Origin of the sequence: Wolbachia endosymbiont (group A) of Alloplasta piceator (assembly GCF_964028505.1) — a bacterium.
GTDB lineage: Bacteria > Pseudomonadota > Alphaproteobacteria > Rickettsiales > Anaplasmataceae > Wolbachia > Wolbachia pipientis.
In genome coordinates this window covers 214778-239304 of record NZ_OZ034793.1, presented here as the reverse complement: position 1 = coordinate 239304, position 24527 = coordinate 214778, and the positions used below count along the sequence as shown (strand labels likewise).

Sequence of the window (24527 nt, the reverse complement as noted above, 5' to 3'; positions counted from 1 at the left end):
TAGGGTTACCTTCGGCATTAATGACAGGATAGACTGGGGTTTATAAAATGAAACACGCATCTGAATTTTTAAATTTCATCCAAGAAAGAGGGTACCTATACCAATGCACAAACATTGAAGGACTAGATCAATTATTATTGCAGAGCAATTATATAGTTGCATACATTGGGTTTGATTGCACAGCACCAAGTCTTCATGCTGGTCACCTAATTCAGATTATGATGCTCTGTCACCTACAAAAATTTGGTTATAAGCCGATAGTCTTACTTGGAGGTGGCACAACAAAAATTGGTGACCCATCCTTCAAAGATAAAGCAAGAAGCATCTTGCCTGTAGAGAACATCAATCAAAATACATCCAGCATAAGGAGAATATTAGAGAAAATGGTGTCTTTTAATGACAGCAAGACTGGTGCAATGATAGTAAATAACGCAGATTGGTTGGATAACATAAAATACATAGATTTTTTGCGTGATATAGGAGCTTATTTTTCTGTAAATCGTATGCTAAGTTTTGATAGTGTGAAAACCAGGCTGGATAGAGAGCAAACCTTAAGCTTTCTGGAATTTAATTACATGCTATTGCAAGCTTACGACTTTATTGAATTAAACAAAAAATATGATTGTCGTCTGCAGATTGGAGGGTCAGACCAGTGGGGAAATATAGTAAACGGAATTGAACTTGGAAAAAAGTTGAATTTACCTGAGCTATTTGGCCTTACCATGCCTCTTTTATTAAATGCACAAGGAAAAAAAATGGGCAAAACTGAAAGTGGAGCAGTGTGGCTTGATGATAATATGCTAAAGCCTTACGACTACTGGCAATATTTTCGCAACGTTGATGATCAAGATGTTGGACGTTTTTTAAGATTGCTCACTGATGTGCCAATTGATGAGATTAGAAAATTAGAGTCTTTAAAGGATCAAGAAATAAATGAAGCAAAAAAGGTCTTGGCAACAGAAGTGACAAAAATATGTCATGGTGACAAAGAAGCGGAACTTGCACAATTTGCTGCAATTTCTGCTTTTGAGAATGAAGATAGCTCACTACTTCCTGATTACATCATAAAAAAAGAACAAGTTGCAAGCGGCATATCCTTAGTAGACCTACTACATGACACCGGTTTTGAACCTTCAAAAGGCGCTGCAAAGCGTTTAATACAGGGCAACGGATGCAAGATTAATGATAATGTTGTAAACAATATTGATCATGTAATAAATTTCGAAAGCTTTAAAGATCAGCCATTTATAAAATTATCTGCAGGAAAGAAACGCCATATAAAAGTTGTGGTAGATTAGGTCTCGAAGTAAGAAAACAAATTTTATACAAGTGAGAAATTAGATATGGAGCAAATTTTCAAAATTCGAGAATTATGTATAAAACAACTGGAAAGATAGTAGAAAGCGAAATTCTATTATATATAGCTAAAGTGGCTTAGGTTTACCTACAATTTGAAAAACAACAAATTCGTCATTCCGCTACTCATTAGCGGAATCTATACCGCGAATGAATCCATAACTGTACGGACATTGCAATTTGGGCCTACCAGGAGGGCAATGCCTCTTATCCAAGTACCCTCTTCTTGTCATCCCAGTGCTTGACACTGGGATGGCTTTGTTGCATCGCTACTTATGAAAGGCTAACTATAGTTAGGATTATAAGCAACCTATTGAAAATCTTGTTTTTTTGCAATCAATCTGATCAAATTTAAGAATAGTAATTTGTTATTTATATTAATAAATTTAATTCTATTGAAAATAGCTAAAGCATTGAAATTCTTGAATTTTAGCCGGATTAGTGAGTGGTAGTGAAATTTCTTTTACTCAAATTTAGGTATTCACTGACCGTTCTTGTTATAAATACCAGAATAATAAGCTACTGATATTCCCTATCTTTTTTATCTTTAATCCATCATAGCTAGCGATGCAACAAAGCCCACTGGGATCCAGGAATTTTATTAAGTTGGTAAGAGGTTGTCCACAAACCAAGGAATACGTAGTATATAAAGAAAGAATATTGAGGTAAGAGATGAGGAAAAAATATCCAACAGATTTAAGTAAAAGGGAATGGGCAAGAATAGAAAAACACTTCAGAGTATCGTACAAGAAAGGAGGAAGGCCACCAAAATACAGTAAGTGTGAGATAGTAAATGCAATTCTTTATATACTGCGCACAGGATGTCAATGGCGCTATTTACCACACGATTTTCCGCCGTGGAAGGCTGTGCATGAACAGTTTAGAAGATGGAAAAAGCAGGGAATTTTTGAGAAAATGAACTATGATATCACTAAATATAGTAGGTCAAAAATGGGAAGCCGAGCGCATGCATAGTGGACAGTCAATCGGTAAAAACCACGGAAAAAGGGGGGCAAAGGTTATGATGGTGCGAAAAAGGTAAAGGGGAGAAAAAGACATATAATCACAGATACTCAAGGATTTGTGCTTGGTTGCTATGTAGGAGCTGCAAGCGAAAATGACAGAGATGGGGTGAAGATGGCATTGGACAATATGAAGGAAAAATACAGCAATATTAAGAAAATGTGGGCTGATATGGGATACCAAGGAAAAGATTTAAAGGATTACGTAAAGAGAGAATATGGGATAGATATTGAAATTGTCAAAAGGCCTCCATGTAGGTTTTGGGTGCATAAAGATACACCACTAGAACTATTGCCACAACGGGATCCTGGATTTTCAGTACAGCCGAGAAGGTGGGTGGTAGAGAGGACTTTTGCTTGGATCAATAGAAATAGAAGGCTATCAAAGGAGTACGATTTACTTACAACATCTACTGAAAGTTTCATATATCTGGCTATGAGTAAAGTTATGTTAAGTAGGGAATATGCTTGATTTACTGGTTTGTGGACAACCTCTGATATGCTGCCAACACTTATGTTCAAATTAAAAATGTCATTTATGATACTAGCCACTTCACGCTTTGAGTTTTTGTAAAATCCGCTGAGTGCTGCAATTATAGACTTAACCCTTGGACCAAATGTATCTGGCGTAACACCTTCTGGTAACTTGCTACTTTTTCTTTTTCTGCATCTCCAACAACGACCATGTTCCAATTACTACATAAGGCCTAATTTCCGGAAGATCAACTTTTTGGTGAACATAAGGTTTTTCGCATATTACAAGCTCTCCTCCGCATTCGCAAATATTAGGCAACTCTATTTTTACTACTTTATCCGCTTCCATTGTGGCATGAAAATTTCCTTTATGCCCAACCTGATCGCCAACATTCCTTTCGCTTTTTGGCTTGTCCTTTTTTATTTTGTATAGCTCTTTTGAGCTGGGCAGGGATGAGTTTTTTGAATTTAAACCGAGCCTTTCCTTTAATTCAGCGTTCTCTATCTTTAAAGCTTTATTTTCTGCTTTTAAGTTTTCTATCTCTGCTTTCAGTTTTTCTATTTTTTGCTGTAAATTTTTGCAAAGTTCTCAAAGGTTTACCACATTACCTCACTTTTGCTCTATGATTATCTTTATTATCTTGCTTTGTCTACCTTATTCTACCACTCCGCTGAACGGATACAATTTACTAAACAGAAAAAAAGGCAAAAGAAACCCTAGGGTAGCTAGTTATTCACTATCCATTTTTTAAGTTGGCGTTTTTTAATGTTTTAAATAGCGCATTTCAGCTTATATTAGGTAAAAACCTAGAAATTTTATAAAGACATAAGGTGCACATAGTGCAAAAAATTAAGCATGATTTACGCCAAATACATTAAGTTTTTTGTCATTAATCCACTGCAGAGATTGCGAAGATAAATAAATAGCTTCAGTGTTATAATAAGGGGGCTGGCGAAGCTTGTCAAGGAAGTTTTTATGATTTATCTAACGAACTTTACACTTGCTAAAGTTGTACCATCTTGGTAACTTTAACTGAAAGAAGTTATTTTTTATCCAATATGAAAAAAGCCTTTATATTCACATCCTTAATAGCAATTATATTGATAGTTATTACTTATTTATACAGAAACGACGGAACTAATGACTCACAAGTGGTAAATGTTTATTCATCGCGCAAAGAAGAATTAGTACGTACTTTGTTTGATGAATTCACGAAAAATACAGGTATTAAAGTACGTTACATCATTGATGATTATTCTCAGCTACTTTCACGAATGGAAAACGGTGGTGAAGCTGACTTATTTTTGACTGCTGATGCAATCAACTTAATTCTAGCAAAAAAAAGAGGACTTTTATCTCAAGTAGATTCAGGGGTTTTAAAAAGTGTTATACCTGCAAGATTTAGAGACAGTGAAGATTATTGGTTTGGTCTTACAAAAAGAGCTAGGATATTGGTTTACAATAAAGAGTCAGTAGACCCTAAGGACTTAAGTACTTATGAAGATTTAGCAAATGAAAAATGGAAAGGAAAAATATTAGTGCGTTCTTCTACAAGTCCATATAACAGATCGTTAATTGCTTTTATGATTGCAAATAATGGTTTTGAAAAGACGAAAGAATGGGTAAGCGGAATTGTGAGCAATATGGCAAGAAAACCAAGTGGTGGTGATACTGATCAAATTTACGCCGTAGCAGCGGGTGAGGGAGATGTTGCAATAGTAAACAGCTACTACTTTGCGAGAATTCTTTCATCAGAAAATAAAAAGAATGTTGCAGACAAGCTAGGGGCTTTTTTTCCTAATCGCAACGATCACGGTGTAATGGTAAACATCAGTGGTGCAGCAGTAACAAAAAACGCAAAAAACAGGGAAAATGCTATAGTCTTATTGGAATTTTTAGTAAGCAAGCAGGCTCAAGAGTTATACGCTAAAAAAAACCAAGAATATCCTATTATTGAAGGCGTTGAAACTTCCGATATACTAAAATCTTGGGGAAATTATTCACAAAGTGATTTGCCTCTAAGTGAACTTGAGAAGCATCTTTTTGAGGCTGTTATGATAGCGGATGAGTGTAAGTGGAAGTAATCCCCAGCGCCACTAAACATTGGGATGAAAGATTTATGCTAATATACCTTACTCTTGACTCGCTGAACTTTTTCTTCCTTCTAACTTAATTTTGACTTTACTATCTTTTTCCGTTCTTTCACCAAAACAATTGCTGCACAAGAAGTCTATTGAAAAAAGGTAATAAGAAAGTAGAATAGGTTCAAATAGTTGAAAAGGAAACTATGAACAAGAGAAGGAATTTGTTAAACATCTCAGACCTTACAGTCGATGATGTAGAAAATATAACTAAGTTGGCCAACCAGTACCTTAAAAAAGAAGTTGCAAATAGTCATATCTTGGAAAATAAGACAGTAATAAATTTATTCTTTGAAGATTCAACGCGTACACTTGCGTCTTTTGAAATAGCAGCAAAAAGCCTTGGAGCAAATGTTGTAACTTTGCCAATAAGATCTTCTTCTATTAACAAGGGAGAAGATCTAAAAGACATGATCAAAACATTAAATGCAATGAATCCTGATTACATAATAATCAGGCATAAAAGTAGTGGTATCATTAATACACTGGCAAAGTATGTTAACTGCTCGCTAATCAATGCAGGCGATGGAAGTAGTGAACATCCAACTCAAGCTCTTGCAGACTATCTTGTAATCAGCAATCACAAAAAGCAAATAAAGGACCTCAAAGTTGTGATATGTGGAGATATTCTGCACAGTAGAGTTGCAAGATCAAATATAAGATTGCTAAAAATGTTTGGAGCAGAGATAAACTTGGTCGCACCACCAACTTTGATTTGTAAGCATTTTCCTGAAGTAGATTCAGTCCATTATTCATTAATTGAAGGTATAAAGGATGCTGACGTAATTATGCTTTTGAGATTGCAGAAAGAGCGCATGAATAATAGTTCTTCAGAGAAAGAATATTTTTATTTGTATGGACTTGATTCACAAAAGCTATCATACGCAAAACCAGATGCGATTGTTATGCACCCAGGGCCAATAAACAGAGGGATTGAGATTAGCAGCGATGTAGCAGATTGTGTTATTTTACAGCAAGTAGAATTTGGATTGGCAATACGTAAGGCAGTGTTGCACTATTATAGGCCTTGCTAATATTAAAAGATGCTACACAACTAATGCAAAAAGGGGGGGCATGAAATGACAAGGCTTGTAAATGGTTTGAGAATGGCCATTAAGATGTTAAGGCCGAGGATATGGTGTGGAAGTTTTTACGAAAGCCTGAAGTCAATCAACAACCTTGCAGAACGGCAAATTAGACGGCTATCGTAAAAACAGCTTTTTCACCTGGTCGGAACATGGAGAAAGATTTGTGGAAAGAATGTTGTCGATATTTTTGACATCACGTCTCAATGGCCAAAATCCCTTCCAAAAGTTACGACTGCTTAGTTCTTTATTCATTCTCACAATCCGTGAATGGTTACAACCTGGATTCCAGTGGGCTTTGTTGCATCGCTAGCTATGATGGATTAAAGATAAAAAAAGATAGCGAATATCAGTAGCTTATTATTCTGGTATTTATAACAAGAACGGTCAATGAATACCTAAATTTGAGTAAAAGAAATTTCACTACCACTCACTAATCCGGCTAAAATTCAAGAATTTCAATGCTTTAGCTATTTTCAATAGAATTAAATTTATTAATATAAATAACAAATTACTATTCTTAAATTTGATCAGATTGATTGCAAAAAAACAAGATTTTCAATAGGTTGCTTATAATCCTAACTATAGTTAGCCTTTCATAAGTAGCGATGCAACAAAGCCATTCCAGTGTCAGCTACTTTCATAACACCATATTACCTTAACAAAAGCAAATGTTCGTACAGATGTGCATCAGCTACTTTCATCTGCCACCTGCAAATTGCAATGTTCGTACAGTTATGTGTCACGCTACTTGGATGACGCCGTTGAAAGAAATGAACCGCCTTTTCAAAATTGTTTTGAATAGAGGAATAACATTCACAAGTAAAATTTCATATTACCATTTTTTAATTTATGTATTATAATAAGCTTAATCTATAAGAAAAACAAAGTTGGAAAAGTTGGAAGAACTAAGCAAAAACTGGGTGATAAGAGCGGGAAGATTTTTATCTTCATTGTTTTTTTTACTGTTGATTGCGCTATCAATACGTAGTTTTTTATTCGAGCCATTTCATATACCTTCTGGTTCAATGAAAAGCACCCTACTTGAAGGGGATTACATTTTTACTAGTAAATATTCATACGGTTACAGTAAACACTCCTTTCCATTTTCTCCAAACATTTTTAGCGGCAGGATTTTTTATACCCCTCCAAAGCGTGGCGACATAATAGTTTTCAAACCCACAAGAAATGACAGCATCAGGTTTGTTAAGCGAGTAATAGGAACACCAGGTGACAAAGTGCAAATGATAGAGGGAGAATTATACCTAAATGATCAGAAAGTAGAGCGAAGGCAAATTGAAAGTTTTTTTGATTATGAGTCGAATCGTAACATACCAAGATATATAGAAACGCTTTTAAGTGGCAAGGAGCATGAGATTTTGGTAGATAACATTTCTAATAAGCTATCATATAACACTCCGGTTTATTATGTACCTAACGATCAATTTTTTGTTATGGGAGACAATAGAAATAATTCTTTGGATAGCAGGTTTCCTGAAGTTGGTTTTGTACCAATGGAAAATATCATTGGGCGTGTAAGCATAGTTGGTTTATCATTTAAATTAGGAAAGGTCGATTGGTTACCATTTAATTTCAGGTTACCTGTTGCCTTGAGGTTAAATAGGGTATTGCACAAGGTTGTGTAAGCTTTTTCTGTATCCGTTCAGCGGAGTGGCAGAATAAGGTAGACAAGGTGATCTAAAAAGATAATCATAGAGCAAAAGTGAAATAATATGGTAAACCTTTTAGAACTTTGCAAAAATTTACAGCAAAAAATAGAAAGGTTAGAAGCAAAAATAGAAAGATTGGAAAAAGAGAATGAAAGTTTAAAAGCAGAAAATAAGGCTTTAAAGATAGAAAATGCTGAGTTAAGAGAAAGACTCGGTTTAAGCTCAAAAAATTCATCAATACCAAGTTCCAAAGAGTTGTATAAAATAAAAAAGAATAAGCCGAAAAGCGAAAGGAATATTGGCGGTCAGGTTGGTCATAAAGGAAGTTTTCGCGCCAACATGGATGCAGATAAAGTAGTAAAGATAGAGTTGCCTAATACTTGCGAATGCGGAGGAGAAATTGCAATATGTGAAAAACCATATATTCATCAGAAAGTTGATCTTCCAGAAATCAAGCCTTATGTAGTGGAATATCAGTTAGAACATGGCCGTTGTCGGAGATGCGGAAAGAGAAGAAGTAGCAAGTTACCGGAAGGTGTTACGCCAGATACATTTGGTCCAAGGGTTAAGTCAATAATTGCAGCGTTCAGCGGATTCTACAAAAATTCAAAACGCGAAATAGCGAGTGTCGTAAATGATATCTTCAATTTGAACATAAGCGTCGGTAGCATATCAAATAGTGAACATAGAGTTGCTTCAAAATGCAAAAAAATGTATGAGCAGATCGAACAAGAGATAAGTAGGAGTAAAGTTCTACATATTGATGAAACGAGCCATTATAACAAAGGTAAACTCGCTTGGTGTTGGATGTTTGCAAGCAATACGGCAAGTTTTGTAAAATTTACAGAGTCAAGAGGAATGAAAGTTTTACAAAATAGTAAATTCTGCAATCGCAATAGCTTGGTAATAACTGACAGGTATGCAGCATAGAATTATTTTGCCGATAAAAACAGGCAAATCTGTTGGGCACATTTATCAAGAGATTTTGAAAGATTAGCACATAGTTGGAATATTGAAGTTAAAGTTCTGGGTTGTTACTTGAGAAACGTGGCCACTGAATTATTTGCACTAAAAAAAGCTTTACTAAAAAGTGAGATAGATGTTTTGAGGTTTGTCAGACGTGCCAGAAAATTAAGAAAACGTACAAAGTATTACTTGAAGGAGATATCTCGTTTACCTGAAGCAATTGGAGCCTCTCGAGTTGCAAAAAATGTTCTGAGATCTGAAAGAATGATGTGGAAATTTTTAGATGACCCAGAAAATATTCCGCTGACAAATAACCACGCTGAACGGCAAATTCGGCATTATGTCGTTTATCGCAAAAACTCATATTTTACACAATCAAAGCGGGGAAATACATTCCTTGAGCGGATAATTTCATTATACTTAACTTGGAAACAAAGGGGTCTCAATCCTTTCCAAAATCTCCTATCTATTGTTTCTTAAACCACTCTCCTGAACGGATACAGAAGCTCTATAAAACCATTAATTTGCTTATGAACCTAAAGATTTCACCAGCTCTCTCACCGAGTTTACAGACTTATTAAACATTTCTTGTTCACTATCATTCATTTTAACTTCTAGGATCTTTTTAATTCCGTTTTTTCCAATAATTACAGGAACACCAATAAACAAATCTTCTACACCATATTCACCATTAAGGTAAGCAGCACATGGTAATATGCGCCTCTTATCTTTTAAATATGATTCTAACATGCATATAGCTGAAGATGCAGGAGCGTAGTATGCAGATCCAGACTTAAGCAGATCAACTATTTCTTTACCGCCATTGCGAGTGCGTTCAACTATTTCATCGACTTTTTTCTGTGTGATAAGACCCATATCGATAATTTGAGTAAGTGGAATTCCAGCAACTGAAGTACAATTGATTAGTGGTACCATAGTGTCGCCATGTCCTCCAAGCACAAAAGCAGATATATCTTCAACTGAGATATTTAACTCACTTGCAAGAAAGTAACGAAAACGGGAAGAATCAAGCACTCCTGCCATGCCAACAATCATATTAGTTGGAAGGTTTGAAAATTTATGCACCACTGAAACCATGGCATCCAAAGGGTTGGTAACCACTATTACAAACGTGTTTGGAGAATATTTTTTAATATTTTCGCCAACCTCCTTCATTACTTTAGCATTGGTTTGCAGGAGGTCATCTCTGCTCATTCCTGGTTTTCTGGCAATGCCAGCGGTTATTATAATTGCATCGGAGTTTTTTATATCTTCATACCTATTTGTGCCAGTAATATTGACATCAAATCCATCAATAGGGGATGATTCTGCTATGTCGAGTGCTTTACCTTGTGGTATTCCATCACTAATATCAAGTAAAACAACATCACCGAGTTCCCTTAGTGCAATCATATGGGTGAGAGTTCCACCGATATTTCCTGCACCGATTAAAGATATTTTTTTTCTTTGTACTGTCATTTTCTACTCCTTTGTATTTACTTTTATGGTTTTACCTTCCCAAGGCGATAAGCTATCAAACATACGAAAATCTTGCGGTAAATCTATAGGATTATATACAACCTTTTTTGTCTCTATATCATATCTTACTTCCTCATAACCAGTGAGAGGGAAATCTTTTAACATTGGATGACCTTTGAATCCATAGTCTGTTAGAATCCTACGCAAATCAGGGTGATCAGAAAACTCTATTCCATACATATCAAACACTTCACGCTCAAACCACAAAGCCGTACTAAATATCTTCGCTACACTTGGAGGCATGTCGCTTTCACATAACTGAAGCTTTATGTGTACTCTAATATTATGCACAATGCTGAGCAGATTGTATATTAGCTCGAAACGCTTCTCTCTATTTGGATAGTCAACCCCAAAAATATCAACTAATAGTTCAAACCTACACTTTTCATCATCACGTAGAAAGAATAGGTACTTTTCAATTTCATCTAAAGTTGAATATATTACAATAATGCCATCATCTTTTTGAATGCACTCGCATTTGGTCTTTTTTTGTATATACTTTGCAGTTTTATCCATTCCGAGTCCGTTTTATTTTGTTTTGTAGGCATAGCATTCCATATAGCAACGCCTCAGCGGTTGGTGGGCATCCAGGGACATACACGTCAACTGGCACAATTCTATCACAGCCTCGAACTACTGAATAAGAGTAATGGTAATAACCACCACCATTTGCACAACTTCCCATGGAAATAACATACTTCGGGTCTGCCATTTGATCATAAACCTTGCGCAATGCTGCTGCCATTTTATTAGTTAGTGTGCCAGCAACAATCATCACATCTGATTGACGTGGGCTTGCACGAAACATTATACCATATCTATCAAGATCATAACGGCTGGATGCAGTATGCATCATCTCAACTGCGCAACATGCAAGACCAAATGTCATTGGCCACAATGAACCAGACCTTGCCCAATTCATTACATAATCTGTTAAATCACCAAATTTAGTGACAAGAAACCCTTCTTTTTTATAACGACCCCAGTCATCATTAGATAGAATTTGATTTGTCATAAACTACTCCCACTCTAATGCACCTTTACACCATTCATAGATAAAACCTATAGTGAGTATTGCAAGAAATACCATCATAGACCAAAATCCACCATAGCTTATCTTAGATAAAGAAACAGCCCAAGGAAAAAGAAAAGCAATTTCTAAGTCAAATATTATAAATAATATTGAAACTAGATAAAATTTAATGTCAAAATTTTTTCTTGCACTAGATAGTGGATTGAAGCCACACTCATATGTGGAAAGCTTTTCACCATCTGGCTTACTCACTGCAAGAAACATAGGCAATATACCTAAAGCAAAAGATACTACAATTGATACGCAGATAAAGATTACTATGGTTAAATATTCGCTCATTTAACAAAACATATAACACTATGAGTTTACATGCTTTCCTAACTTTTTACCACCTAAAATATGCACGTGAAAGTGTGGTACAACCTGCTCTCCATTTTCACCGTAGTTAGTGACTAATCTATATCCTGTTTTTTCTAGATTATATTTGTGTGCTATCTCTCTTACAGTTTTGAAGAAATCCACTATTTCCTCTTCAGGAGCTTTTAGAATGAAGTCATCATATGAAATATATTGATTTTTTGGTATAACTAAAATATGAACTGGCGCGTCAGGGTACTTATCATGAAAAGCTAGTACATTTTCATTTTCATGTACCTTCCCACAAGGTAACTCACCTCTTAATATTTGAGCAAAGATGTTATCGCTATCATAAGCTTCATTGCTCATATTTTAAGAGCGACCTTTCCCTCTTTCTTCGTTTTTCTCTACATTAGGTGTAGATAGTGGTTTTATCGCTTCACCAGAAGCATCTTCAAGATTTAAAGAGCTTACAAGTTCCCTTACTTTTACCATGTCCTGCTGTTCTTTCAAAAAGGGTTCTATTCCACTTACCCTTTTTCCAGTAATAACTCCTGGTTGTAAGTGATACATATCCCCAGGAACAGTTAGACTATGATGTCTTTCCTCTATTTTTTTAGCTTCACTCATAATACTCCCCTATAACTTATTTTTGCATTCCACAACTTTGCGACTTACCTGCTTTTATAGCTTCTTGCGCCCATTTTTTCTCACCTGAAGCTATAGTTTCTGAAGGCTGACCAACATCAGACTTCACAACTTTGTCTGATGACTGCTTTTGATTATCATAATACAATTTTTCTGCAATACCATTCAGCAATTTTAAGTCTGTATGAATTTTAAATTCTCCACCGGTAATTTTTGCCAGCTTCTTAAGGTCTTCGTCAACTTTATTAGCAATTCCTTTAAGAACAAGCTCTTTTATTTCTTTCTCGCTCTTGCCTGTATTATCAGGATTAGTTTTAATAGTGTTAGCTATTTCCTCAACGTTAATTTCAATTACAATTTTATTTTCTTCTCTATGTATAGTGATGTTTGAATACTCACTTTTTAATGCTTTTATTTTATTCAATTGTTCATCATTCAAACAAGGTATATCTCCCGTCAGAGTTCTTGACACTAAAAAACTTACCTTTCCTATCCCTTTCTTTTGCTCTGTTATTTGTACACCAAGATCCTTACTAGCCTGTGTGGTTTCTATAGGTGGATCATATTCCCTTTCTTCTTCAGGTACATCTATACCAACAGCTTTCTTTAACGAAACTGTAGCATCATGTTTCATTTCACCCGTTGAAGCAAACGGCTTCTTTATAGGGTAAATAAGTGCTTTAGGCACAAGAGCAAACACCCGACCTGTAGCTTCTACACCTGTTTTAACTGCTCCGCCTATCTTAGCCCAAATAGATTCTGCCATACATACCTCCAAGGTACTTTCTATAACTAAATACATTTTAATTATAGACGAAAAAATTTAAACTTCTATATCCATTATAAGATAGAATTATAGGGATTGCAACCGTTATTTGCACATTGTCTAAAACATGTAGTATTTTCGCTACTTTTATTGTTCAATTTATTATAAAGAATACTCTAAATTATGTTTAAATGGAACACAAATAATATCATTGATGCAACTGGCGGAAGAGACGTAAATGGTTGTAATTGGATACATAGCTCAAATATTTCAACGGACACAAGAAGCATAAAAAAAGGTGATTTATTTATTGCCCTCAAGGGAAAGAATTTTGATGGCCATAATTTTTTGCATGAAGCGTTTTTAAAAGGGGCTGTCGCTGCAATAGTGAGTGAGGGTAAATATAAAAATTTCCCTCTCATTATTGTACAAGATACCCTGAAAGCTTTGCACGGTATGGCATCATACTACATTAGAAATGTTCTTGTTGATGCTAAAGTTATTGCAATTACAGGCAGTGTTGGGAAAACCACTACAAAGGATATGCTGCACACTGTTTTATCGCAATATGGAGTATCTCATGTAAATGAAGGTAACTTAAATAATAATATAGGATTGCCTTTGACAATTCTGAAAGCTCCAAAAAACTGCCAGTACTTAATTCTTGAAATGGGAATGAATAAAGCTGGTGAAATAAAAGAATTATCAAAAATTAGTAATCCGAATATTGCAGTTATTACCAACATCGAACCTGCACATACTGAAAATTTTTCATCACTATTTGACGTTGCACAAGCGAAGTTAGAAATTCTGTATGGTATGAAAAATAACGGTACTTTGGTTTTAAGCAGAGATAATAAATATTATGATTATCTCTCATCACACGCCAATAGAAATGTAATAAGCTTCGGTAAAGATAAAAATGCTGAAGTTTGTTTACTAAACTTAATAAGAAACGATGAATCTTCTGTCATTTCAGCACTATCTTCTGTCATCCCAGTGCTTGACTACTTGGATCCAGGAAGTTCAATTGCAAATGAGCATATCAGACGGTTGTATAATAAAGACTGGATTCCAGCGTCACGCGCTGGAATGACATCAAACCGAGTTGCTAATAGATTAAGTTTAAAAATCAGGCTGAGTGATAATCAAATTATAAACTGTAATTTACGTGTACAAGGTGAGCATTTTGCTTATTCGCTACTTGCTGTTGCAGCAGTTGTGCAAAGCCTCGGACTTGATTTATCAAAATTACCACTTGCACTTAAGAATTTTAGTGTAGCGAAAGGTAGAGGCAATATTCATAAGGTCAAATACAATAAAAAATATATACATTTAATTGATGACTCCTATAACGCCAGCCCTACTTCGATGAAAACTGCAATAAAAACTTTGAGTACATATTCTAATCAGAGAAAAATAGCTTTGCTTGGTGATATGTTGGAACTTGGTGATGAAAGCATAGAGTTTCATACAGATTTGGTTAAGATTATCACAGAAAATAATATAGATAAAGTTTATACAGTTGGTAAATTTATGTTAGAATTGCATGAGCTTTTGCCAGATAATATAAGAGGCACGCATTTTAATGATTCTAATCAATTGAAAAGTGATTTAGCTAACATTATTCAGAATAATGATGCAATTCTAGTTAAAGGCTCACGAGGAATGAAAATGGATCTTATTGTACGGGAATTCGTAATAAAATATTAAGCGAAATCATTGTATTAATTTACAGTAACAAATTATTAGGAACTTTAATTGTGACAAAACGTGTAATTATTTTTGGTGGAACGGGGTTTATAGGGAAACACATCGTAAGACGCTTGGCAGAAGAAGGATATTTAATAAAGATATTCACTCGTAATCAGGAAAAAGCTGCTTGTTTAAAATTGTGTGGCAATTTAGGACAAATATCAATATTTAAAGGCGATTTTTTTGATGAAAAATCAGTTCTGGAGGGTATGGAAGAATGTGATGTAGCTATAAACTTAGTGGGAATATTATATGAAGCAAAAAAGCACGATTTTTACGCTGTTCACGTTAAAATAGCTGAAAGGATAGCAAAAGCTGCAAAAATGAAAAATGTACCTATGATGATACATTTTTCTGCTATGGGAATAGAAAATAGCAAGTTGTCAAAATATGCTCAAAGTAAATTGGAAGGTGAAAAAGCTGTAACTTCAGCATTTCAAGAAGCAATAATAATTAGGCCAAGTCTTGTATTTGGTAAGGAAGATAACTTCTTTAATAAATTTGCAAGATTAGCAACTATTCTTCCTTTCTTACCACTAATTGGCAATGGAACGACTAAATTTCAGCCCATATGTGTAACAGACTTAGCTGAAGTGGTATATCGTATTATCAGTTTTAATAAGCAAGACAAGAAAATTTATAACATGGGCGGACCAAAGGTTTACTCTTTCAAAAGCTTATTGAAGTTTATTCTGAATGTTACTAACAGAAAGTGTTTGTTGATCAATGTATCTTTTCCAATGGCAAAGTTAATAGCTTTCTTTTTAGAAAATAAAATTATTTCTATGCTGCTAAAACCAATAACCGGAGATACGAACCCTATGCTTACTCAAGATCAGGTGAAAGTTATGATGAATAGTTCAATCGAAAAGTCAGTTGACCTTGAAACAATGAAGGTTCGACCATTAGCAATTGAAAATGTGGTGCCAGAGTACTTGAAGATTTATAGAAAGTATTGATAGAAGAGTGTGCCCGGTGGGATTCGAACCTACGACCCACAGCTTAGAAGGCTGTTGCTCTATCCAGCTGAGCTACGGGCACACAACATATATAAAATGCTTCTTAGTACAAGTGAAGTCAAGTACTTCGTGTGAATATGATGTTTATCTTGCAACACCTTGTCATTGCAGTTGTGTGTCGCGCGCTGCCAAAATTGGATGTGAGAAGTCTATTTATTTTAGAAAATATTATATAGAAACTTGCTTGACAAGCCTTGCCAGTCCCCTTATCATGAAACTGAAGCTATTGTATTTGCTTTCGCCAATCTGCAGATTAAAAGGTAAGGATTACTTAATGTATCGGCGTCTTATGTTCAATTTTTTGCAGTATATAGATACTGTATGTCTTTACAAAACTTCATCTACATCTAGATTTTTATCTAAATAAGCTGAACGCGCTTATAAAGCGTTACAAGACATCAAAAAATGCCAATACTCGACAGAGATAGTAAAAGACTAGCTAACTCGGGGATTCTTTGTCTTTTTTTCTGCTTAGTAAACTTCTTAAACATTTGCAGCGTAAGTTAGTTGCAATTAAAAGCAGCTTAATCTTGCTTGTCAAGCGTTTAAAACATAAAAAACGCCAATATTTTAAAGCGGATAATAACCCCAGGGCTTCTTTTGCCTTTTTTTTCATTTGGTAAATTTCTTAACGTTTGTAGCTAAACGACAACCGTCATCCCGCTACGTGTTAGCGGCTAATACCAATTCCCATTACAGGGCAAACAGATGGACAATGATGGAAGAAAAGCCATACTGAAGTAAGTAAAATAGCGAGGTTTAAATGGCATTAAGATCAAAATTATTGGATGAAAAAGTAGTAGAATCAGCAAAAGAAATGCTGAAGAAAGTAATGAATAATGCATATGTTTCAAAAAAACTAAATGCTGTAATTGCAGCAAAAAAGTACAGTATAACGGCTGTAGCAAAAATATATTGCATTTCAAGAAGCGCACTAACTTCGTGGGTAAAACTCTTGAAAATTGGCAGAGAAGAAAAACTGTTTGCTCCTTCACAACGTCGTAGAAAAACTAAATTAAATCAGGCTCAACTACAGCAAATTGAAGAGTGGATAGAAGAAAATCCTAATATCACCATTAAAGAAATGAGAATAAGAATCCAGGAAAAGTTCGGATTAAATATCAGCAAATCTACAGTACACCGCCATATGCAAAAGATGAAATTCTCATATATTACACCAAGACCAGTTCATAATGGACAAGATAAAAGCAAACAAGAGGAATTCAAAAAAAAATCTCAATGGAGCTATTAGCAAGTATCCAGAAAAAGAGCTATTTTTCTTTGATGAATCACGGTTTGGCACACATTCAAAAGTTGGACATGGGTGGTTTAAAAAGGGGATTAGAACACAGGTTAAAACAAAATTAGGTAGGCAAAATTTCTATCTCTATAGTGCAGTTAATCCTAGAAATGGAGAGAGTTCTAGCTTATTTGCACCAAATGTCAACACTGATTGCATGAACATATTTCTTGAGCAAATTTCGCAATATCTAGAAACACGAGAGGCTTTTCTCGTTATGGACTGTGCTAGTTGGCATAGGTCAAAAAATTTAAAGGTACCTAAAAATATCGACATTATATACCTACCTCCATACTCACCTGAGCTAAATCCTGTTGAGAGGCTTTGGTTATATATAAAACAGAACATTTTGCGCAATAAAATATACGATACAATTGCTCTACTTGAGGGTGCTTTGTGCAAATTTATTACTTCTCTTGCCAGCTCCACAATTAAACAACTCTGCAATGTTTCCTATTTGACTGGACAACAATGAGAATTGGTATTAATTGCAAGTAATGCATTGGGTTTGGTGAGTATGGGTTTTGCGTTATAGAATGAAGCACTTTTTGTGAATTTGTAAAGAAAACTGGATCCAAGTAGTCAAGCTACTCGGATGACACCCCACTGGTGGCCCACACTACAATGTTCGTACAGTTATGAAATGAATCGCGGTATGACGTGTTGCTTGGGTCAGCTATAGTATTTCTTAAAATTAATAATAAATTTCTTGTATCCGTTCAGGAGAGTGGTTTAAGAAACAATAGATAGGAGATTTTGGAAAGGATTGAGACCCCTTTGTTTCCAAGTTAAGTATAATGAAATTATCCGCTCAAGGAATGTATTTCCCCGCTTTGATTGTGTAAAATATGAGTTTTTGCGATAAACGACATAATGCCGAATTTGCCGTTCAGCGTGGTTATTTGTCAGCGGAATATTTTCTGGGTCATCTAAAAATTTCCACATCATTCTTTCAGATCTCAGAACATTTTTTGCAACTCGAGAGGCTCCAATTGCTTCAGGTAAACGAGATATCTCCTTCAAGTAATACTTTGTACGTTTTCTTAATTTTCTGGCACGTCTGACAAACCTCAAAACATCTATCTCACTTTTTAGTAAAGCTTTTTTTAGTGCAAATAATTCAGTGGCCACGTTTCTCAAGTAACAACCCAGAACTTTAACTTCAATATTCCAACTATGTGCTAATCTTTCAAAATCTCTTGATAAATGTGCCCAACAGATTTGCCTGTTTTTATCGGCAAAATAATTCTATGCTGCATACCTGTCAGTTATTACCAAGCTATTGCGATTGCAGAATTTACTATTTTGTAAAACTTTCATTCCTCTTGACTCTGTAAATTTTACAAAACTTGCCGTATTGCTTGCAAACATCCAACACCAAGCGAGTTTACCTTTGTTATAATGGCTCGTTTCATCAATATGTAGAACTTTACTCCTACTTATCTCTTGTTCGATCTGCTCATACATTTTTTTGCATTTTGAAGCAACTCTATGTTCACTATTTGATATGCTACCGACGCTTATGTTCAAATTGAAGATATCATTTACGACACTCGCTATTTCGCGTTTTGAATTTTTGTAGAATCCGCTGAACGCTGCAATTATTGACTTAACCCTTGGACCAAATGTATCTGGCGTAACACCTTCCGGTAACTTGCTACTTCTTCTCTTTCCGCATCTCCGACAACGGCCATGTTCTAACTGATATTCCACTACATAAGGCTTGATTTCTGGAAGATCAACTTTCTGATGAATATATGGTTTTTCACATATTGCAATTTCTCCTCCGCATTCGCAAGTATTAGGCAACTCTATCTTTACTACTTTATCTGCATCCATGTTGGCGCGAAAACTTCCTTTATGACCAACCTGACCGCCAATATTCCTTTCGCTTTTCGGCTTATTCTTTTTTATTTTATACAACTCTTTGGAACTTGGTATTGATGAATTTTTTGAGCTTAAACCGAGTCTTTCTCTTAACTCAGCATTTTCTATCTTTAAAGCCTTATTTTCTGCTTTTAAACTTTCATTCTCTTTTTCCAATCTTTCTATTTTTGCTTCTAACCTTTCTATTTTTTGCTGTAAATTTTTGCAAAGTTCTAAAAGGTTTACCATATTATTTCACTTTTGCTCTATGATTATCTTTTTAGATCACCTTGTCTACCTTATTCTGCCACTCCGCTGAACGGATACTCTCCGGAAACTTGACGAAAATAGAACTGGAACTCATCAATGAAAAGTATATGCAAGTTCAAGTTAATAGAGAAAGAAAAATTATTCTCGCTATACCGTAGGTGCGTTCCAAGATTATACTGAAGTTTTTATTGCACTCAAAATCTTCGTTTTTCCTAATCTCTAGAATTATCAATGCATCATCACTTAACCAGCCTGAGTGAGCTAGTCCATTCAACGTTGATTCAACTAGATTGCTATTGTAAGGTGGGTCTATAAAAACTACATCGCACTTTGAAATAGGTTGTGGCAATTTGTTAGCACTACAACAAATTAGCGTGACATTGTTCGTAATTCCAAAATCTTCTGCTGTTTTTTTAGGCAGTTGCAAATTGTAATAATCTGAATCCACCATGAATGCATGTTTAGCGTCGCGAGAAAGCGCTTCAAATGAAAAAGAACCACTACCACAGAATAAATCAAGTACATTCAAGTTATAAATAGGTTTTCTTGAGGAAAGCATATTAAATATTGCTTCTCGGACAATACTCATAGTTGGCCGTGCAGCTAAATGCTTACCTGTAGTTATTTTTCTTCCGCGATATTTGCCTGCAATGATGCGTAGCATATTAAATAAGCTCCAAAATAATTAATTATTTATACTATATGATTAATGTCAATATGGCTTTAGCAGTTTAATAGAGAGAAGCTATCGAGTCGCTTGTAAGAAAAACACAAACACAAGACTCATCAGTTATCTTTTTCTGATTTGCCTGCTGCATTAATTGCTTGACCAATCTCATCTTGTAAATCATCATGATCATTTTTTTCATCATGATTTAGCCCTTCAATTCTGCTTTCTAACTCTAACTTAATTATAGTATTGATTTTATCTATATTATCAAGAAAGCCTCTACATTCTTCTTCACTATACTCTTCACCAGATGCTTTTTTTTCAATAAATAGGTTTTTAAATCCTGCTAGATCAGAATTCTGATCGGTATTTAGTACAACATTTCTCTCTATGAAGCTAAGATCTGACAGCAGTAAGCTAACCTCTAACAGATCTTCACTTTTCACGCTTTTAAGGTCTTCAAGACTTTCTAAAATACTAAACACCTTAATCCTTTCTTGTACAATCTCTTTGTCTTCCTTATCAAATTCAGACAATAAACTATGATTATCTACAAATTTCTCACTCAAAGCTTTATTCAATTTAGCAAAATTGACATCCTTGTCAAGTGATGTGTTATCCCGCAACAAGTCTACCCTTGCCCTACGCGCATTTAAAATGTCGTCGTAGTCATTTAACTTTATGTTGCCATCTTTGTCTTGCTGCAATTTATAATAATCAAGGCCTTTGAAATTTTTATTAGTCTTCATCTTCAATCCTCTTCTCATCTCCTTTTGCATCTGGTTTCCTCATTGGTTCCGGTAATTTCCTTTTACTGTCTTCTCGATTTCTTTTTTCCTCTCTTTCAGCACGTTTTTTTATAGCTTCCTGGGTATTCATTCCAAAAAGTGCCTTAACGTACTCTTCTGGATTTTTTGGTTCTTTAAATAAAGGCTTAAGATTATAAACTTCGTCTTTTCGATCTCTTTCTTCTTTTCTTCTAGCTCTTTCAGCACGTTTTTCTACAGCTTCTGGAGTGTTCATTTCAAAAAGTGGTGAGAGGTTGTAAACTTTATCTTGATTTCTTCTGCCTTCTCTTTCAGCACGTTTTTCCATACCTTCAAAAGCAGATCCAAAATCATCAATTTCATCTGGGCCTTTTGGTTCCGTGCCTAAATTTCGTGTCACTTCATTTGATTGATCAGGCTTATCTTCTTCTGTTGGCTGATCATGCTGTAGTTGATTAGGCTTGTCTTCTTGTTCTGTGCTTAGTTCTCGTACTACCTTATCTGGCTGACCTCCCCCTCGTAGTCGAAGAGGGTCGCCTTCTTCTAGTGGCTGATCATGGTTATCTCTTACTAGTTCCGTGCCTAACTCTCGTTCTACCTTATTTGATTGATCAGGATTGTCTTTTTCTGGTTCTCTCTTACGGCCGATAGTGTAATCATGAAGCTTCTCTAAGAAATCTCGCCTATATTCTTTTGCTCTATAGAGTAGGTTATGATCATAGCCATGCTTTCCTATAGAGTCAAGGCCATGCTCCCAAGTAAATTTCATAGCATCTTCTATTGTATAGCCCAAATGTGATCCTACATATCCTTTGTAATATTCTAAATATTTACCGATCCTTCTATGCGTAATATCTTCCTTATCAACTCCAAATGCCCTGTAGATTTTTTCCTCAAGTTTATCAACGTCATTTTTAGGTGATGTTGCAAATTTTGTTGCTTCAATAGTAGCACCTACAAATTTACGTGGCACATCAATAGCGTATTTCAGCACTCCTCCAACTCTTGGTACTCTCCCCAGCAGATTAGCTGCACCTCCAGCTAATCTATCCGGTAAATGAGTAGCCCAACTGCCTAAAGACTCTAACCCTCCACCAATTTTATCTTGCACTGCTGATTTGCCAAAATATAAGATTTGACTTACAAAAGACGCATCTGGGTCGCCATGTGCAGTAGCGCTTGGAGAATGCTTAGAATACATACTAGATATATTGTAAACGCTGAATCCACCACCAGCGATACTTGAGCCCATTTGTTGTACGAACGTGCGTAAGGAGAACATTAAAAATGAAAGCAAGAATAATACAAAGATTTCCCCTGCATTGATTAAATAACCTCTCTGTATGTCTTGCACCCTTTGGTAATCACTATTTTCTCGATAATCTTTGCAATCCTCACAATCTTTACATTTCTTACAGTATTCACTGTTGGGATCCCTATATAAATCATGAAGTTTCAGTCTTCCACAACCTTGTTGTTCTAATACTCTTTGCACCAAAGACTTTATCTCTCTTTTGAGATCTGGTCTTATGGTACCTTTTCTGTAGTCATCCACTATTTTCCTATAATTTTTACACTTTGCTTCATCTTGCTGAGATCGACAGTAAAGCTCTGTTATTTTACTATTCATACCACCTATCTTTTTGTCTATATTGTTGATCAACAGTAGAATATCAGCTTTTTCTGATGCATATGATAAACTATTTGTTAAGCGTACTAGATCTTTTGCTCTACAGTCATTCTTCACTATCATATCACTTTCTGCAATATAGTGGTCTGCTGGATTCTTCTCAGTACCAGGAATTGGGTTAAAGAAAGGATAATCTATATAACGAAACCCTTTTTCAATGTAATCAGGTGGAAGAGGGATATATCCAGCGCCGCCAGTAAATTTTATTGTACCACCTTCTCTGCTTAGTTTTTCTATACCTTCTATATTTTTATCTATGTTAAGTGGAGAAGCTTCTCCAAGAGTGTAAGGTACAAAAATTTGCCCTGGGGTCCAACCAAAATACTGTTTATCAATGATACAAAAACCACCAAACACCCATTTTGGAGCACATAACCTTACCTCGAACCATTTATTGTAGCATACAGTAAAACCTAGTTGTCTATAAAAGGTATTCATTATAATGGAAGCCAGTAATGACAAGAGAGCAAATATCATAATCGACTTCAAACAAAAGCTGATGCAGAATTTTATCCAACCTTCAAATAGACTTTTCAGTGGTGAGAATAAAATAGAGATTAGGAACAGCGGCATGATAGCTATAAGAAAAGCTATACCCATAAAACCAGAGAGGAATATTATGTAAGCATATAAGCACAGCAAGAAATATAAAACTATCCCTATGAAAATTGCCGGTATCATCAGAAGGCTTGCCCACATTTGGTAATGCAAAAACGCTGCAAACTTTTTCCAAACAGAATAAGCAAAAAACTTATTGAACATGTCCTCCATGAAGCTAAACAACTTAGCTTCATCTCCTTGAGCAATACTTCCGGTGTTCATGTTGGGAGCAAAGTTAGTAATTATACTTATCAATTGTTCAAGACCTTTAACGAATAAAACAAGAAAATGATCATAGAAAAATCTAAAACTTCCAGGAGATATAAGCACTATTACTAGAGTGATTTTCATCATTCTGATGAGCATATCATGCTTAGTCTCTTGTATCATGCCAAAAAGATAAAGAAGCGATGAAATCATTACAAATAGAACAAGCAAGGAAAGAACAAAATTGTGAAAGCTCGTACTTTTTTCAGCTATATTTTCGAACATAGCTTGTGCAGCTGCAGGATCGTTACTGTTAAAATGCTCTTCACAATTTTTGTTAATCAATAATACACATTTTAGATAGTTATAAATATAATCAAAAAACCCAAAACTACTTGGCTGCTGCACTCCACTTAAGAACTCAAAAGAGTAGCCACCTACATTATCTAAGTAATATCTATCTAATATTTTTACATATATTTTCCATCCCTTTTTTAACTTCAACTCATTACAATTTCTGTCCTTTAATTTAGTGTTATCTCTGTCTAAAGTAAAAAATCCATTGTCGCCCTCTGCTGTGGAGTTATAACCTAGATGTACAGTAGGATATTGAGGATCGCGCATTAACTTTAGATTTTCGTTAGGATCATCTTTCCCCGTTTGAAACAAAAGATAAGCACCATGACCGTTGGTAAACCAACATGGAGCACCACGTGATACTGTATTTGCACTATCATCTTCATTAATGCACTTGCAATTTACAGTGCAACTTGCATTAGGCTTACTTGAAAATTTTTGTATGCTAGGTTTATAATCATTACAAACTAAGTGAAAATTAGGTAAACTATTATCACTTTGTTTACCTTCAAATTTAGTTGCATATTTTAACTGCTCCAAGCTTTGTAAGGTATAACTGCCTTTTTTAGATTCCTTCTTGTTATTATTACTCCAAGATGTCCATGCACCATTAACTCGCACTTTTAAACTATCTCCATTGGTTTCGAGTCCGGTATCCTCCCACTTCACCACTTGGTTATGGCGAAAACCATAATTAATTTCGCCAGTTTCAGGATCAATAACTTCTCCATCTCCTGGAATAAACGCATCGTGGTCGCTTGAAAAATGAGCGCTTACTGCAATAGGTTTAGGACCAAAATAGTCAGCAGATATACACCTTGGAAAAGGTATATCGTTTTTACTACAACCTGTGATCAGCACATAAGCTGCAAGAAGTAATACCCTAAACCAACATTTGCCTAAACGTGATTGCATATCTAAACTTTTTCCAAATACAGAATAAATTTCTAAAACTTTACTTAAAATAT

Annotated in this window: 18 protein-coding genes, 1 tRNA gene and 4 pseudogenes; 9 read left to right on the top strand and 14 right to left on the bottom strand. The window is 35.2% G+C overall.

What is annotated here, in order from left to right; all coding sequences use genetic code 11:
* Positions 1-47 precede the first annotated feature (47 nt).
* Both tyrS and ABWU31_RS01200 read left to right on the top strand, forming a co-directional pair.
* Positions 48-1298, top strand: a complete 1251-nt coding sequence (tyrS, locus tag ABWU31_RS01205; RefSeq protein WP_007548582.1) for a tyrosine--tRNA ligase — start codon at positions 48-50, stop codon at positions 1296-1298.
* 730 nt (positions 1299-2028) lie between these two features.
* Positions 2029-2850: pseudogene (locus tag ABWU31_RS01200) on the top strand (IS5 family transposase).
* A gap of 16 nt (positions 2851-2866) precedes the next feature.
* On the opposite strand, the pseudogene ABWU31_RS01195 reads toward ABWU31_RS01200, so the two are convergent.
* Positions 2867-3414, bottom strand: a pseudogene (locus ABWU31_RS01195) (DUF6444 domain-containing protein); the annotation flags it as partial.
* Between the two features lie 497 nt (positions 3415-3911).
* Between ABWU31_RS01195 and ABWU31_RS01190 the strand changes: the two are divergent.
* From ABWU31_RS01190 to ABWU31_RS01175, 4 genes and pseudogenes are all read left to right on the top strand, one after another.
* Complete coding sequence (locus ABWU31_RS01190; RefSeq protein WP_006279947.1) at positions 3912-4937, top strand: Fe(3+) ABC transporter substrate-binding protein; 1026 nt, start codon at positions 3912-3914, stop codon at positions 4935-4937.
* 203 nt (positions 4938-5140) lie between these two features.
* Complete coding sequence (locus ABWU31_RS01185) at positions 5141-6028, top strand: aspartate carbamoyltransferase catalytic subunit (protein WP_006280416.1); 888 nt, start codon at positions 5141-5143, stop codon at positions 6026-6028.
* 950 nt (positions 6029-6978) lie between these two features.
* A complete protein-coding gene (gene lepB / locus ABWU31_RS01180) occupies positions 6979-7725 on the top strand; it encodes a signal peptidase I (RefSeq protein WP_353271404.1) in 747 nt (248 codons plus the stop codon).
* An 87-nt stretch (positions 7726-7812) separates the two neighbouring features.
* Positions 7813-9195, top strand: a pseudogene (locus ABWU31_RS01175) (IS66-like element ISWen3 family transposase).
* A gap of 48 nt (positions 9196-9243) precedes the next feature.
* Here the strand turns inward: ABWU31_RS01175 and mdh are convergent.
* Genes mdh through ABWU31_RS01140 form a run of 7 tightly spaced genes read right to left on the bottom strand, consistent with a single transcriptional unit; the run spans position 9244 to position 13058 of the window.
* Positions 9244-10194 carry a malate dehydrogenase gene (gene mdh / locus ABWU31_RS01170; protein WP_353271268.1) on the bottom strand — a complete coding sequence of 317 codons (951 nt, stop codon included), beginning with the start codon at positions 10192-10194 and terminating at the stop codon, positions 9244-9246.
* A 3-nt stretch (positions 10195-10197) separates the two neighbouring features.
* A complete protein-coding gene (locus ABWU31_RS01165) occupies positions 10198-10770 on the bottom strand; it encodes an NADH-quinone oxidoreductase subunit C (protein ID WP_006279573.1) in 573 nt (190 codons plus the stop codon).
* Positions 10763-11269 (bottom strand): NuoB/complex I 20 kDa subunit family protein, encoded by a 507-nt coding sequence (locus tag ABWU31_RS01160; protein WP_006279574.1) that lies wholly within the window; start codon positions 11267-11269, stop codon positions 10763-10765. The genes ABWU31_RS01165 and ABWU31_RS01160 overlap by 8 nt, the downstream gene beginning before the upstream one ends.
* Before the next feature lie 3 nt (positions 11270-11272).
* Positions 11273-11626 (bottom strand): NADH-quinone oxidoreductase subunit A, encoded by a 354-nt coding sequence (locus tag ABWU31_RS01155; protein WP_006279576.1) that lies wholly within the window; start codon positions 11624-11626, stop codon positions 11273-11275.
* An 18-nt stretch (positions 11627-11644) separates the two neighbouring features.
* Positions 11645-12013, bottom strand: coding sequence for an HIT domain-containing protein (locus ABWU31_RS01150; RefSeq protein WP_338482554.1), 369 nt, complete (start codon positions 12011-12013; stop codon positions 11645-11647).
* Between the two features lie 3 nt (positions 12014-12016).
* Positions 12017-12274: a hypothetical protein gene (locus ABWU31_RS01145; RefSeq protein ID WP_006279579.1), complete on the bottom strand. Its 258-nt coding sequence runs from the start codon at positions 12272-12274 to the stop codon at positions 12017-12019.
* A gap of 16 nt (positions 12275-12290) precedes the next feature.
* On the bottom strand, positions 12291-13058 hold the full coding sequence (locus ABWU31_RS01140; RefSeq protein WP_353271403.1) for a hypothetical protein: 768 nt from the start codon (positions 13056-13058) through the stop codon (positions 12291-12293).
* A 183-nt stretch (positions 13059-13241) separates the two neighbouring features.
* Between ABWU31_RS01140 and ABWU31_RS01135 the strand changes: the two genes are divergently transcribed.
* Complete coding sequence (locus ABWU31_RS01135) at positions 13242-14771, top strand: UDP-N-acetylmuramoyl-tripeptide--D-alanyl-D-alanine ligase (protein WP_353271267.1); 1530 nt, start codon at positions 13242-13244, stop codon at positions 14769-14771.
* A gap of 50 nt (positions 14772-14821) precedes the next feature.
* On the top strand, positions 14822-15772 hold the full coding sequence (locus ABWU31_RS01130) for a complex I NDUFA9 subunit family protein (RefSeq protein ID WP_236514355.1): 951 nt from the start codon (positions 14822-14824) through the stop codon (positions 15770-15772).
* Positions 15773-15780: 8 nt separating this feature from the next.
* Here the strand turns inward: ABWU31_RS01130 and ABWU31_RS01125 are convergent.
* Positions 15781-15854 (bottom strand) — tRNA-Arg (locus tag ABWU31_RS01125).
* Between the two features lie 417 nt (positions 15855-16271).
* On the bottom strand, positions 16272-16448 hold the full coding sequence (locus ABWU31_RS01120; RefSeq protein ID WP_155968924.1) for a hypothetical protein: 177 nt from the start codon (positions 16446-16448) through the stop codon (positions 16272-16274).
* Between the two features lie 147 nt (positions 16449-16595).
* On the opposite strand from ABWU31_RS01120, the gene ABWU31_RS01115 reads away from it, so the two are divergent.
* Positions 16596-17607 (top strand): IS630 family transposase gene (locus ABWU31_RS01115; RefSeq protein WP_353271144.1). Its coding sequence is split into 2 segments (ribosomal slippage): positions 16596-17057 and positions 17059-17607, totalling 1011 coding nucleotides; the frame shifts between segments, so codons are not numbered across the junction.
* 257 nt (positions 17608-17864) lie between these two features.
* Here the strand turns inward: ABWU31_RS01115 and ABWU31_RS01110 are convergent.
* The 4 genes and pseudogenes from ABWU31_RS01110 to ABWU31_RS01095 form a co-directional block, all read right to left on the bottom strand.
* Positions 17865-19247, bottom strand: a pseudogene (locus ABWU31_RS01110) (IS66-like element ISWen3 family transposase).
* A gap of 136 nt (positions 19248-19383) precedes the next feature.
* A complete protein-coding gene (gene rsmD / locus ABWU31_RS01105) occupies positions 19384-19932 on the bottom strand; it encodes a 16S rRNA (guanine(966)-N(2))-methyltransferase RsmD (protein WP_077188204.1) in 549 nt (182 codons plus the stop codon).
* Between the two features lie 122 nt (positions 19933-20054).
* The gene (locus tag ABWU31_RS01100) at positions 20055-20687 is read right to left on the bottom strand and encodes a hypothetical protein (protein ID WP_010082417.1); all 633 of its coding nucleotides are present in this window, start codon (positions 20685-20687) and stop codon (positions 20055-20057) included.
* The gene (locus tag ABWU31_RS01095) at positions 20677-24474 is read right to left on the bottom strand and encodes a type IV secretion system protein (RefSeq protein WP_353271266.1); all 3798 of its coding nucleotides are present in this window, start codon (positions 24472-24474) and stop codon (positions 20677-20679) included. Before ABWU31_RS01095 ends, ABWU31_RS01100 begins: the two co-directional genes overlap by 11 nt.
* Positions 24475-24527: the final 53 nt, after the last annotated feature.

What these genes read in the sequence shown, in the direction of transcription:
- tyrS (WP_007548582.1), top strand. Translation starts at nt 48, where the DNA reads ATGAAACACGCATCTGAATTTTTAAATTTCATCCAAGAAAGAGGGTAC.
- ABWU31_RS01190 (WP_006279947.1), top strand. Translation starts at nt 3,912, where the DNA reads ATGAAAAAAGCCTTTATATTCACATCCTTAATAGCAATTATATTGATA.
- ABWU31_RS01185 (WP_006280416.1), top strand. Translation starts at nt 5,141, where the DNA reads ATGAACAAGAGAAGGAATTTGTTAAACATCTCAGACCTTACAGTCGAT.
- mdh (WP_353271268.1), bottom strand. Translation starts at nt 10,194, where the DNA reads ATGACAGTACAAAGAAAAAAAATATCTTTAATCGGTGCAGGAAATATC.
- ABWU31_RS01165 (WP_006279573.1), bottom strand. Translation starts at nt 10,770, where the DNA reads ATGGATAAAACTGCAAAGTATATACAAAAAAAGACCAAATGCGAGTGC.
- ABWU31_RS01160 (WP_006279574.1), bottom strand. Translation starts at nt 11,269, where the DNA reads ATGACAAATCAAATTCTATCTAATGATGACTGGGGTCGTTATAAAAAA.
- ABWU31_RS01155 (WP_006279576.1), bottom strand. Translation starts at nt 11,626, where the DNA reads ATGAGCGAATATTTAACCATAGTAATCTTTATCTGCGTATCAATTGTA.
- ABWU31_RS01150 (WP_338482554.1), bottom strand. Translation starts at nt 12,013, where the DNA reads ATGAGCAATGAAGCTTATGATAGCGATAACATCTTTGCTCAAATATTA.
- ABWU31_RS01145 (WP_006279579.1), bottom strand. Translation starts at nt 12,274, where the DNA reads ATGAGTGAAGCTAAAAAAATAGAGGAAAGACATCATAGTCTAACTGTT.
- ABWU31_RS01140 (WP_353271403.1), bottom strand. Translation starts at nt 13,058, where the DNA reads ATGGCAGAATCTATTTGGGCTAAGATAGGCGGAGCAGTTAAAACAGGT.
- ABWU31_RS01135 (WP_353271267.1), top strand. Translation starts at nt 13,242, where the DNA reads ATGTTTAAATGGAACACAAATAATATCATTGATGCAACTGGCGGAAGA.
- ABWU31_RS01120 (WP_155968924.1), bottom strand. Translation starts at nt 16,448, where the DNA reads ATGAAAAAAAAGGCAAAAGAAGCCCTGGGGTTATTATCCGCTTTAAAA.
- rsmD (WP_077188204.1), bottom strand. Translation starts at nt 19,932, where the DNA reads ATGCTACGCATCATTGCAGGCAAATATCGCGGAAGAAAAATAACTACA.
- ABWU31_RS01100 (WP_010082417.1), bottom strand. Translation starts at nt 20,687, where the DNA reads ATGAAGACTAATAAAAATTTCAAAGGCCTTGATTATTATAAATTGCAG.
- ABWU31_RS01095 (WP_353271266.1), bottom strand. Translation starts at nt 24,474, where the DNA reads ATGCAATCACGTTTAGGCAAATGTTGGTTTAGGGTATTACTTCTTGCA.